Source organism: Helicobacter sp. 11S02629-2 (assembly GCF_002272875.1).
Classification (GTDB): Bacteria; Campylobacterota; Campylobacteria; order Campylobacterales; family Helicobacteraceae; genus Helicobacter_I.
The window spans coordinates 12,322-25,239 of sequence record NZ_MLAN01000009.1; the positions used below are offsets into that span (position 1 = coordinate 12,322).

At 34.8% G+C, this 12,918-nt stretch carries 11 protein-coding genes and 1 pseudogene; 3 read left to right on the top strand and 9 right to left on the bottom strand.

Annotated elements, in window-relative coordinates; genetic code table 11:
* Window positions 1-8: 8 nt before the first annotated feature.
* The 6 genes and pseudogenes from BKH40_RS06275 to lepB all read right to left on the bottom strand — a co-directional run.
* Window positions 9-632 carry a DedA family protein gene (locus BKH40_RS06275; RefSeq protein ID WP_095277902.1) on the bottom strand — a complete coding sequence of 208 codons (624 nt, stop codon included), beginning with the start codon at window positions 630-632 and terminating at the stop codon, window positions 9-11.
* Window positions 633-643: 11 nt separating this feature from the next.
* Entirely contained in the window at window positions 644-1,201 is a 558-nt protein-coding gene (locus tag BKH40_RS06280; protein ID WP_095277981.1) for an adenine phosphoribosyltransferase, read from the bottom strand.
* A gap of 104 nt (window positions 1,202-1,305) precedes the next feature.
* On the bottom strand, window positions 1,306-1,644 hold the full coding sequence (locus tag BKH40_RS06285) for a hypothetical protein (RefSeq protein WP_095277904.1): 339 nt from the start codon (window positions 1,642-1,644) through the stop codon (window positions 1,306-1,308).
* Between the two features lie 10 nt (window positions 1,645-1,654).
* The gene (gene rpiB, locus BKH40_RS06290) at window positions 1,655-2,083 is read right to left on the bottom strand and encodes a ribose 5-phosphate isomerase B (protein WP_095277906.1); all 429 of its coding nucleotides are present in this window, start codon (window positions 2,081-2,083) and stop codon (window positions 1,655-1,657) included.
* A 9-nt stretch (window positions 2,084-2,092) separates the two neighbouring features.
* Entirely contained in the window at window positions 2,093-2,749 is a 657-nt protein-coding gene (locus tag BKH40_RS06295) for a site-2 protease family protein (protein WP_095277908.1), read from the bottom strand.
* A gap of 222 nt (window positions 2,750-2,971) precedes the next feature.
* Window positions 2,972-3,835, bottom strand: a pseudogene (gene lepB / locus BKH40_RS06300) (signal peptidase I); the annotation flags it as partial.
* A 337-nt stretch (window positions 3,836-4,172) separates the two neighbouring features.
* Here lepB and flgK point away from each other — a divergent pair.
* From flgK to BKH40_RS06315, 3 genes are read left to right on the top strand one after another with little or no spacing between them, the layout of a single operon-like run.
* A complete protein-coding gene (flgK, locus tag BKH40_RS06305; RefSeq protein WP_095277911.1) occupies window positions 4,173-5,993 on the top strand; it encodes a flagellar hook-associated protein FlgK in 1,821 nt (606 codons plus the stop codon).
* An 11-nt stretch (window positions 5,994-6,004) separates the two neighbouring features.
* On the top strand, window positions 6,005-6,613 hold the full coding sequence (locus BKH40_RS06310) for a hypothetical protein (protein WP_095277913.1): 609 nt from the start codon (window positions 6,005-6,007) through the stop codon (window positions 6,611-6,613).
* A gap of 14 nt (window positions 6,614-6,627) precedes the next feature.
* Entirely contained in the window at window positions 6,628-7,524 is an 897-nt protein-coding gene (locus tag BKH40_RS06315) for a CCA tRNA nucleotidyltransferase (protein ID WP_180675154.1), read from the top strand.
* A gap of 113 nt (window positions 7,525-7,637) precedes the next feature.
* Here the strand turns inward: BKH40_RS06315 and BKH40_RS06320 are convergent, their stop codons facing one another.
* From BKH40_RS06320 to BKH40_RS06330, 3 genes are all read right to left on the bottom strand, one after another.
* Entirely contained in the window at window positions 7,638-8,408 is a 771-nt protein-coding gene (locus BKH40_RS06320; RefSeq protein ID WP_095277916.1) for a hypothetical protein, read from the bottom strand.
* 146 nt (window positions 8,409-8,554) lie between these two features.
* Window positions 8,555-8,971, bottom strand: a complete 417-nt coding sequence (locus tag BKH40_RS06325; RefSeq protein WP_095277918.1) for a CrcB family protein — start codon at window positions 8,969-8,971, stop codon at window positions 8,555-8,557.
* A 31-nt stretch (window positions 8,972-9,002) separates the two neighbouring features.
* Entirely contained in the window at window positions 9,003-12,911 is a 3,909-nt protein-coding gene (locus tag BKH40_RS06330) for an N-6 DNA methylase (RefSeq protein WP_095277920.1), read from the bottom strand.
* Window positions 12,912-12,918: the final 7 nt, after the last annotated feature.

The window sequence follows — 12,918 nt, forward strand, 5'->3', positions numbered from 1 at the left end:
TCCTTTTATTATTTAGAGTTTGCTTGTTTTGCTTTTATATATTTTCTTCTTTTATAGAAGATAAAAAGTCCTACTAAGATTACTATTATCACTATAAATATAGATAGATGAAGTGGATTTTCTATCAGATAATCTTTAATCTTTTTGAAAAAAGTAAGTATAGCTGAGCCAAAATACCACGCTGGAAGTATAGTCACAGACGCCCAAATCCAAGCAGATATTAAATTAATGATAGCAAACTTTAAGGCACTATATTTAGTAAGCCCTATGCTTATAGGTATCACAGTTCTTAAGCCATAAAGATATCTTTGAACAAAGATGATAGGCCAACCATAGCGCGACATCAAAAGGCTAGCTAGGGCAAACTTACGCCGTTGGGACTTTAGCTTTCTTTGGACTAGCTTTTTATTAAGCCTGCCTATATAAAAATAGATCTGATCGCCTACAAAGCCTCCAAGTCCTGCGACTAAGATGGCTATAACTACATCTAGCTTGCCATCATAAGATGCAAGTCCTGCTAAAAAAAGTCCCCACTCTCCTTCTAAGATACTCCAAATAAACAGTATCAAATAGCCCCACGTTTCAACGTGAGAGTTCCAAAGTGTGTCTAATAAGTTAGTTAAATATTCCATAAAACTAACTCCTAACAATCAAGCAAGCTAAAAACTTTCGCTTCTTTTAAAAATTGCTGTTTAGAATCTAGCTCATCAAACTCACTTAGATTCATCAAAAACGAACACTCTATGCACTTGCCCTGCAAAGCATTAACTAGTTTTAAGGCTGCTGCTGCTGTGCCTCCAGTGGCTAGTAAGTCATCAAGTATGACTACTTTTGCATCTTTGCTACCATGAAAAGCATCTACATGGATTTCAACTATATCGCTACCATACTCTAAGGCATAGCTTTGTTCTATAGTCTTGCTAGGAAGCTTACCTTTTTTTCTTATAGGCACAAAGCCACACTGAAGCTTATAAGCTAGGGCACTTGCAAAGATAAAGCCTCTAGATTCTATCCCTAAAACATAGTCTAGATGGAAGTGTGCATACCTTGCAGCCAAAAAGTCTATATACTTGCTAAAAAGTACTCCATTTTGTAAAAATGTAGTTATATCTTTAAAGTCTATGCCCTTTTTTGGGAAGTCTTTTATAGTCCTTATTGAGTCATTAATCCTTTCTTTTAAAGAAGGGATATGTTTTGCCATTTTTACGTGGTGGGCTTGATTAGATTCTATTTTTAAGTCCTCTATACTAAAACCATTTATATTGGTAATAGGAGTTTCTTTTTTCATATTCATCCTTCTCTAGCCTATAGTAGTGCTTCTATTTTTTGTTCTAGGTCTCTTATCCTAGTTTTATAGTTATCAGTTTCAACCCTATATTGAGAGTTTCTAGTCTTTAGATTTTTTACTTCAACTTTTAAAGAGTTTAGCTCTCTAGTTAGTATGTCTATATTACCTAAGGCTCTTTGCAAACTTAGCTGGTGCTTTTGTATTAAAACTTCTGCTTCTGCTAGCGTGTATCTCATATGGGCTGATTCCTTTTTTTCTTTTTGTGCCATGCTTCTATAATAAAATGTACCTATTAACATAAAAAGTACAAACAAGATGATAATAGTAACTAGGAACCACTCTGCTAACTCAGCCATAACACTACCCCTAATTATAAAGTTTATTAACTCTTAGAGTATGTCGTCCACCCTCAAAACTTGTATTTAAAAAAGCTTCTAAGATAGATTCTATAACTCCTAGTCCACTTACCCTCTCACCAAGGCAGAGGATATTAGCATCATTATGCATCCTTGCCATCTTTGCCATATAGCTATCTGTGCAAAGGGCTGCTCTTATATCTTTAAATCTATTAGCACCTATGCTAACGCCTATGCCACTTCCACATATTAGTATGCCCCTACTATCTTTATCTTTTTGAACCTCTTTAGCTACCAAAAAGGCTATATCCGGATAGTCCACTTTGGAATCTTTTTCTAGTTTATATAAGTCTTTTATGGCTAGATTCCTCTCACTAAAATACTCTAGGATAAAGTTTTTCACCACCAAACCAGCATGATCACTTGCTATGTAATACATAAAAACCCTTTATAATCTCAATATTCCATTGGCCACAAAACCCATAAACTCACCAAGATACCTAGAGATAGGCGTAGCTATTATCAAGAGAATGATAATAATACCATACCTTTCAAGACTGTTATAAAATCTTGCTAAAACATGCACTCCTGCCATAAGCCCTATAAAAGCTAAAGCCTTAGAGCCATCAAGGGGAGGGATAGGCAAGATATTAAAGATAGCTAGGACTATATTTATCTGAAAAAGTGAAAGCAAAAAGACATAAACTACTACATTTAAAAAAGTCGCTTCAGCAAACATCTCAAACTTTAACGCTACAGCTGCAACTATAGCAAGCCCAAGATTATAGACAATGCCCGCCATACTTACAAAAAACGCAGCCTTATAGCCTCCATTTTTTATAACCGTACTCATATCAACAGGCACTGGCTTAGCATAACCTATCATAAAAGGTGTGTTTAAAAGTAAAAGGGCAAGCGGCAATATGATAGACCCTATAAGGTCTATATGAGGGATTGGGTTAATAGTAAGTCTTTTGGCATCTTTTGCTGTTGTATCACCATACTTTAGTGCCACAAGACCATGCATAATCTCATGGCCTATGACTGCTATTAAAAGTGTCACTATTTGAATGATGATATTTAGATATATAGGAAAGTGCTCCATTTACATATTTCCGTTTCTATATATTTGCAATGTTATATATTTGCAGTCTCATATATCTGCAATTTTTATTTGCAAAAATTATTGTTCTTGTAAAACTCCACCTACTGGGGCAAGATTGCTTCCATTGCTTCCACTGCCTAGTGGGACTAGCTTTATAAGGCTATGAAGCTTCATAGGACTTATGGCTGTGTTATTAGTTATAACTTCAGCATCTTTGCCATACTCTGGGATATTTTTTTCTAAAGTATGTATAGATTCAAACATCCTACTCCACCTTATCTTAAACTTATTTTTAGGATGGGCGCTAACATCTGCTTCCCTACTGTTTGCAAGAGTTATACTAAAAGCTATAAACCAAGGCTTTCCAACTACTCTTGAGTAATCAATAGTCCCCCAAAATCTTGAATCTTCACTATTATCACGATTATCCCCCATCATGAAAAAAGAATCTTTTGGAATCTTTGTATAAAAAACTTCTCCATACTTGCTTTCTCTCATATCCATGCCTATTTTAGCACTTGGGTCATACTTGCTTAACTCATATCTTTGCTTTAAAGCATCAAAGCTAGCTAGTATTGGCCAGTCACCACCGTAGTGGATTCCATGGTGTTCTTTTGAGTAAGGTTCATAAACATACTTTTCACCAAAAAACTCTTTTGTCGGGTAGTTGCTAAAGTCTTTTTGTATAGCTTCATCTCCTCCACTTGGCCTTAGATACATACCATCTGGTGCAAAAACTACCTCATCGCCTCCTATGGCAAAGGTGCGTTTTATATAGTGCACATGATCAAGTCCGGGAGGAAAAAAGACTACTACATCACCTCTTTTTGGTCTAGGACCACTTATAAGATGGCCGTTGTGATTAAAATCTGGCAAGATTCTACGATTAACCCAAGGAAGCATAGGGATAGGAACTCCATAAGAAAACTTCTTTACAAAAAGCATATCGCCTTCATAATAGGTCCCAACCATGGATCTAGAAGGTATGACAAAACCCTGCGCTATAAAAAAGATAAATAGCAGCACTATTATTATAGTGCCTATCCAGCTGCTCGCAAAGATCTTGGCTGATTTGATTACTTTCATATAAAAATGCCTTCCACTTGAAAAATTATGCTTTAAAAAAGAACTTAGTTTTTATTCTATCAAAAAAGAGATGATGTTTAATTTTCATAGCCTAAAAATCAAAAAAAGATATAAATAAATGCCATGCATCCATGACATAGAATAATCTTATAGGCAGTTATTTTATATCTTGATACTAAAAGCACATACCAAACTCCTTGCATCCAAATAATATTCACCAAATAAAATAACATAATAAATCTACCCATACAAAACAATCCATATCAAACGATATATAACATATAAAGTTGGCATCTAAATTGCTTGTTAGATATCAAATTAACTTAAAAGGTTATACATGGGTGGAATACTCTCTTCCTTAAACACCTCATATACTGGCTTGCAAGCCCACCAGTTAATGGTGGATGTAACAAGTAATAACATCTCAAACGCAAGTAACGAGTTCTACACCAGAGAAAGAGTTATAGCCCATCCTCAAGCACCCTTACGTCTAGGTGAGTTAAACGTAGGCACAGGTACTAGTGTAGATTCCATCCAAAGACTTCATGATGAGTTTGCCTTTGATAGATACACAAAGGCTGCAAGAGACCATAACTTCTATAAAACTGAGTTTGATTCTTTAAGAGAGGCTAGTAGCTACTTCCCAGACTTGCAAGATGTTGGAATCTATAATGACTTAGAACACTATTTCAATGCATGGAAAGATGTCGCTAAGAATCCAAATAACGTCTCTCAAAAGCAAGTCCTAGTAAAAAACGCCAATGTCTTAACTAATGACATAAACTCTACCAAAGACAAACTTTTAGCTTTACAAAAGATGAAAAGTGATGAGTTAGAAGCCCAAGTAAAAGACGCTAACCGTCTAGGTTCACAGATAGCTAAAATAAACCAAAGGCTAAATGAGCTAGAAGATAGAGCCACTTTAAAACAGGCTAATGAGCTTCGTGATAGAAGAGATGAGCTAGAGTTTAGGTTGCAAGAAGTATTAGGGGGGAATGTTTTTAAGAAAAACATCCAAGCTAACAACCTAGCAGATGGTAGAAAAGCAGACTTTGATGATGGCTATACCTTTAATGTGGGGCATGGCTTTAATATGATAGATGGTTCTAACTTCCACCCTATAGTGCTTAAAAAAGATGACAACAAAGAAAACCTTAATAGAATCTACATTAGAGGCTATGACTTTAAAGACGTAGATATAACAGATAGGATAGATGAAGGTAAAGCAGGCGCACTTTTAGATCTTTACAACTCTGGCTATGATGGCACTAAAACTGGCAAGCTTCAAAACTATATAAATCTTTTAGATTCCTTTGCTAAAGGCATGATAAATGCGACTAATACTATCTATGCTGAAAGTGCAGCTAAAGAGCTAACTGGCGATAAAACTAGCATCATGGACTTTGACGCTTTAAAAGACACTAACTACAAAATCCATACTGGAACTTTCACGCTTAATGCCTATAACAACAAAGGCAGCATCATAGCTAGCAAGACTATAACTATAGGTGCGACTACTACCATGAAAGATGTAGTAAATCAGATAAATGCCAACACTGATGATAACAAAGACAACAACTCCCTAAATGACTTTGATGACTTTTTCATAGCAAGCTATGATAACAACACCAAGCAATTTAGCATAAGACCTAAGTCACCAAGTAATGGCATGAGTGTATCTATAAAAGACCACGGCACTAATATCCCCGGAGCCCTTGGGCTAAATCGCTTTTTTGAAGGCAATGATGCTAGCACCATGCATATAGCAAGGGCTTATCAAAGAGACCCCGGAAGTATCAGAGCCCACCTAGCCCCAGTAAGTGGTAACTTCGAGATAGCTAACATGATGCAGCAACTTCAGTATAATAAAGTTGAGTTTTATGATGAAAAGTCAAACAGACAAGAGATGAAGATAAGCGACTTTTATCAGTACGTAGCAGGCAGCGTGGCTAATCAAACTCAAGATGTCAAAACCACCCTTGATACCAAAGACGCCGTTATGCAAGCTGCTAAAAAAGAACACCTTTCCATATCTCAAGTAAGTGTTGATGATGAGATGGTTAATCTTATAAAGTTTCAAAGTGGCTACGCGGCAAACGCTAAAGTTATAACAGCAATAGATAGGATGATAGATACCCTTCTAAGCATCAAACAGTAAGGAAAGAGTCCATGAAGTTTAAAGCGGTTTTTATAGGTTTGATAGGCTTTTTATTTGTAGCTTGTAGTAGTGGACTAAGAACTCAGTACTACTCAACTGTGATTCCTGATTATAATTTCGATACTAACGCCCCAACTATATTAGTAACTGACCCTTGGGATATATCATCTAGATTCTACGCTAAAGTCGCACTTGCTGCACTTAAAAAAAGAGGCTTTACTAACATCTATATGGAAGGGCAGATACCCACTCCTTATGCTAGAAATATCTTATATATGAGAGTTAATAAGCAAAGACTTATGCCTAATCAAAATATAGAGTACTCCTTTAACGCAACTGGCATCTGCAAGGTGATAGATGGACGTAGATACTGCAGCATAACTAATAATAAAAATGACCTTAAAAATACAACTGCAAATATAAGTGATGTCTATAGCTTTACCATAGACTGGTATGACGCTTACGTGCACACTCTTGCCTTGTATGCTGTAGGTAACGTCTTTAGCAAGCCCGGAGAGGCACCAGACTTTAAAGTCTATAGTGCGCTTATAAATCAAACAGTAGCTAGGATAAACTTCCAAAAACCTACAGAGTACCTTTATAAACTTCTATCTTTCTAAGTGCTTATACTAAAGTGCTTTCAACTCTTAGGACTAACTTTTTAGAAAGCAAGGTAAATGCCTACTTAGTAGGTGGCTTTATAAGAGATAGGCTTTTAGGGATAGAATCTAAAGACTTAGATATAGTCTTAGATTCTAGGGCTAAGATATATATAGCACCAGTTTTAAAGGCTTTTAGGCTTAATGTCTACTTTGATCTAAGTTCTGATTTTATCTATAAAAATGACTTTTTAGAGCTAAGCTATTTTGCAAGATATGAGATACTAAGCATAAAACTAGGCACTCATAGCTTTGACTTTGTGCCTATGAGGTGTGAGCTTTTCTACACTAACTTAAGAAGTCCAGATAAGATACTTTTTACAAAAAACTTATATCTTGATGCCTTAAGGCGCGACTTTAGCATTAATGCCATCTATGAAAGCTTGCTAGATTCTAGCCTGCTAGATCCTTTTAGTGGCCTAAAAGACTTAGAAGAAAAAAGACTTACGGCAGTAGGAGATGCTAATCTTAAACTGCAAGAAGATGCTTTAAGGATCTTGCGTGCCCTAGACTTTGCTTTTAGATATAACCTAAGTTTAGATAAAAGCTTAGAATCTTCCTTGCATCAAAACTATAAGCTTTCAAAATCTATCTCTCTTTTTCATAAAAAACACTATCTTTTTAGATACCTAAACTCCCTGCTAGCTAGTAGTAAAAAAGACTTATATAGTAATACTAGCTTAAGCCTAGCTACTAGCTTTCAAAAAGAGCTAGACTTCATCTTTGGGTGTGACTTTTTAGAGCTTGTAGATATTGTATTAAGGGGTGATGGTTTGAATATATTAGAAGATAAAAAAGTCTTAAAAAGCCTAGGCTTAGAGACATCTTTAAAACTCTCTTGCAAAGAAGTTACAAGTCTAATAAAAGAGTGATTTAGAAGCCTCATTAATAACTGCCTAGTTTTTGCAAATAGCCTTGATGTTAATCTTTTTAGCAAAGATTAAAGCAGGCTATTTGTACATAACTTACTTTATAAAGGTTTAAACTAAGCCTTTGTGATGCTAGACTTGCAGTTTGCACTCTTAGTAGATTTACAGTTTGCTTTGCTTGACTTACAGTTTGCCTGTTTTAAAGTCTGAGACTTACAGTTAGCACTTTTAGTTGATTTGCAGTTTGCAGACTTTAAAGAGCTTGATTTGTAATTTGCAGATTCTGTATCTAATTTATGGCTTGCAGAAGCTTTGATATTAGATTTACAATTTGCCTTATTTACATCAGACTTGCAGTTTGCTGCTTCAAAAGAGCTAGATTTACATTTACTAGATTCACATTTGCTAGATTTGCAAGATGCCAAAGCTGTGCTTTGAGTATGACCAAAGTGATGGAAAAAAAGATCATTGGTAAGATCAAATGTCATCTCTGCTTCTTCTTCATTATCTTCTAATCCAAAGTAAGGATAATGGTGTAAGAACTCCCCAAAAAGCAGCAAGCAGTCTTTGGCATAAGCCTTAGTATCTAAGATATGCATATGCCAGTACTCATCTAGCTTAATGTTTGGCGTAAGACTTATATGAGGATAGCAGATATGAAGCACTAACCACTCTTTATAAAGGCTATTTAGTGTGCTTACTTCTACTTTATCCCAGCCATAGTGATTTATAAGCTTTGAGTTTAGCTTAGTAAAGTCTAAGGTATCAACCAAGCTAGCAGCCTCTTTTATCTTGTTAGCAGAGACAAAGTCTAGGGTAGATTTTGCATTATGTAGATTCTTAGGAGGTAGGTTTATGTCTTGTTTTGCAGTACTTTGTGTTTGCATGCTTAATCCTTTTTTAAAAGTATGGCTAAACCTTACTGGATTTAGAAAAACACTGTCAAGTAAACTAAGCTATATATTTTACATAACTACACAAACTAAACTTTTTTAAACATAATGTTTCTATACGCCACTTAAAAAGCCAAAACCTAGCAGCTTAAAGCTATATTTTTCCCAAGCAAGATTCCAACTAAACAAAGTCCTATGGATATAAAAAGCGTGGCAAAAAGATAGGCTAAGGCAAGAGTTTGGTTAAGCTTTAAAAGATTTAAAGTATCTAGTGAAAAAGCACTAAAGGTAGTAAATCCACCACAAAGCCCAACCATTAAAAAAAGCCTTAGATGCTCAGACGCGCTAAACTTATATAAGAAGATAGCACTTAAAAAGCCTATAAGCAAGCTTCCAAAGATATTGACAAAAAAAGTAGCAGCCGCACTTGCATAAGCTAGATTAGTGCTACTTTCAAAGATAAAAAGACTAGTAAAAAGCTTAGCTACACCTTTACTTATTAAGAATCTTAAAACACTGCCAACTCCCCCACCTATAAACACTACTAAAATACTCATCGTCCTACTTCTATATGGAATCTAAACATATCTAAGAAAGATATCGCTTTAAAATAGCTTCCTTACGACTAGTACAGCCTTCCATAACCGCTTTGGCTTGAGCTATCTCGGCTTCGTAGCTTTCTATTTCTTGTACGATTTCTTGTTGCTTGGCAAGGGGCGGGACGGGGATTTGAAAACTATCAATATCAGCTTTATTTATACTTGGATATTGACCTTTGGGCATTGCCTTTTCCATTTGTTGCATCAAATCATTAGCATACATAAAATTGAAATAAATCCATCGATTTAAAAGCACGTTTTTATTTTTACTTCTTATAATAGAAAAACCTGTAGAATAAATAGTATTTTCAATTTCATTTTCTATATAAGCAAATCCTTTTAGATTAGGGCGAACTGTTGAGATAATGGTGGAACCTGATTGAGCTATCCGTCTTGCTCTTGAAGGTGCATTATTCCCTGTAATTTTTTGTGATAATGAAAAAATCCCTGTCCCATTTTCTACAGAATTAATATCTACATATATAAACTCTTTATTTGGATAATGTTTCGGATTTATTGTATGTGCGTTTACTTCACACACTTCACCGAGCTTATATAAAATTCCCCCCCCCGAACTATTTTTAAGCACCTCTAAATCTTCAAACACTTTCGCAATCTTCTTTTTATACGCTTCTATAGTCATTCTACTTGTGTTATATTCTTCGTCCACTTTTTCGCATTCGGCTACGATTTTACGCTGAATGTCAAGGGGTGGTAGGGGGATTTTTGTAGTGGTAATGGTATTTGATAGATTTTGAATATTAGTTCCACTACTTTGAGAACGTATAATGTTGCGCATTACTTCATTGTTCATTATTTCATACAGATATTTGGGTAATAAGTTATCATTAGACACCCGCAATATACCCATAAAACCACCTGCAAAAAATGGCTGATTTTCAGTAATAAAAGCTATCTTTCCTACATGCTGTTTGCTACCACTTGAAAAACAAATAAAACAATCATTTTTTTGTAATTTCTTATTAATATCCAATGTAATATTATTACTAATGTAAATTTTCTTTGTAATAATAAACTCACCACTTAAAGTAATATTGTCTGCGGTAAGAATTATATTTTCTGTTTCTGTTTGAGTTTGATATTTTTTATCAAATGTAACTCCCCGAATTATATTTACATAATCCCCCAACTTAACAAGCGGATATTTACTTTCAATTTCCACTTTTTTAATGCTACTTGTGTGCAAAGCCTTATCAAACTCCACGCGGGAAAAATCAAGCATATCCACAAGACGGATGGCAGAAACAAAGTCTTTCAGGCTTTCGGGAATAGAAATTCCCCCCCCCCCCCCCATAAAATTCTGGCGGATGAGTGTATTTATCTTATTTGCGTCATTTAAATTATTAGGATTAAAAAGCGGTGTGTTTATTTTTTTGATGCCTTGCGTTATTTGTTTGATAGTAGCATCATCTTCATTTTTTTGAGCGTTAATGCCAATATACTTAATGCCTTCATTTCCTTTTGCACTACTCCACTCATATCCTAAAAACTGCTTCATTGCCTTGTTGTCAGCAGGACTTTTTACGACTATCACATTTTGCGGATTGCTTTTTGCTAACATAAAAAAGTACAATTTTTCTTTTTCGGCATTGCGGGTAGCTTGCATCATATATTTTTCAAGTTCGGCTGTTTTATTGGCTTTAGTATATTTGTCAGTAATACGTTTTTTCTTTATGTTTTTTGCTTTTGCATCATCTTCAAATTTTCTTCTATACTCTTTAAAAATATCTGTACTTTGTAATATGTCTGTTAGCCTATCTTCTTGTAATAAAATTTTATAGTCTCTTAAATCTATGCCGATATGTGTGCAGTAGTCTTGTAATAAATACTCATCTTTAAATACTGTATCTACGCTAAAATCATCACCAAACCACGCATCCACACGATTTTGATAATGTTTAGCAATATCTGGTTGTATTTCTTTTCTGCGTAAAAATAAAGTGGCAGTATTCGTGCCAGTTTTGCCGAAAGTGCCGCTTCCAAATTCAGTAATGGCTATAAGATCAAAATACTTTAAGATAATCTCTCTTGTTTTAATATAGATGTTGCCATTACTTAAAATAGAAGAAGGCAAGATTATAGCCGCCACGCCACCACCTTTTAAAAGCTGACTAGCACGTTCTATAAAAAAGGCTTCTATGGAGTTGTTTTTTTCTTTATCACTCACTTCTTGTGTTAAGGAAAAAAGATTTTGGTCTTGTTCTTTCAGTGTATTTAAAAATCCTTTTACACTATAGGGTGGATTGGCAACAAGGACACTAAAAGTATTGCTTTCTATATGGTGCTTATCTTGCAAGACACTGCAAGCAAGGGCATCTTCATAGATGATATTTATCTCATCTTGCCCATACATAAACGCGGATACTTTGGCGACTTTTGAAAGGCGATATTCTTTTTCTATGCCTACAATGTTTTTATAATAGTCTGAAAGTCTATTTTTTGGGACTATAGATTTTATTTGGCTTGCGTATTCATTTAAAAAATGTCCTGCCCCACAGGCATAATCGATAGCAGCGGGTATTTCGGCGTTTTCAGTGATTATATTTTCGAGCGGTAGTGAAGAAATTAGAAACTTAACAATCGGCATAGGTGTAAAAAACTGCCCTTCACTTTGCTTGATACCTTGGTCTAAAAAGCCCTCGAAAAGGTCGCCCAAAAACTGATGTTGCTCGCTAGTTTTTAGCTTGATATCTTGAAACATCCGTACGATTTCTTTAAGTACCTTCGCATTTTGCTTAAATAACCTTTCATTATGCACATCTATAAAAGCAAAGTCGTTGTTTGTGTAAAATTTAAGTTGGGTGAAATAATTAAGCACAGTACGTTTAGTCTCATCAGGTTTATTTTTAAAGAGTTTAAAGGCATCTTCTATGGTTTTTTTATCTATATAAGTAACATCTTCACTTAAAAACTTCTTCATACCTGTTTTATAGAGTAGTTGCAGGCGGTCTTGCAAATCAAAATCAGTATCATAGGCTACACCTTTCCAATAAAACTGCACACCTTTTTCATCGTTATATTCTGTCTCGTCAACAACTTTTGCTAAAAATAGATTTACTAGCTTATCAAAGGCATTTTCGTGTCCGCTAACATTATATTTTCTAAGGATAGTGGCAAACTCATGGTATTTATCTTGTATCTCTTTATCATCTTTTACTTCTTTTAAATCATCCAAAGTGTATTTATTTTTGCCAATATCATAGGCTTTCATTTCTTTTTCAAAAAGTCCGCGTGTATCAAAGCTTTTATCATAGGTATCTTTCCAAGCACTAAAAAGCTCTTTATTATTTTTTGCCTTTGTGTAGGTTTTTGGCTCTTTTAAATTTTTAATAAACTCATCATTATCTTGTACTTTTATAAGGCGGTATTTTGTTTGTATAGATGTACCAAAATCACTTGCATAAAGACATAAAAACTTTGCAGACCTTTCTTGTTGAAAATAGCTAAAAAGTTGTGCGCCATCTTCTAAAGTGTCACTCCAAGCTTTCTCAAACTCTTTTCCCATAGTTTTACACTCTATGATTAAAAGTGCTTTTCTTTCTCCATCTTCACTATTAGGATAAATGGCAATATCAGCTTTTCCACTCTTGGCTTCATGTCCTAACTTCCATTTGGGCTCCAACTCGATATGTTCAGGTTTATATTCCTTTTCAAGTAGCCTATGCACACACTCAAAAACAACAAAATTTTCAGGCTTATCGAGGTTGCAAGTCGTTTTATCATTTACTATCAAGCCTTTATCTTCTGGATAAATGAGTTTTTCATTTTTAAAGTCTACTTTTAGCTCACATTTATCAATTGTCTTAATATAAACTTGATTATCTTCTTTAAAATCTAGGTACTCTAAAAGTTTTTTAAAATTGTCTCTTGTAATCAAGCCTAGC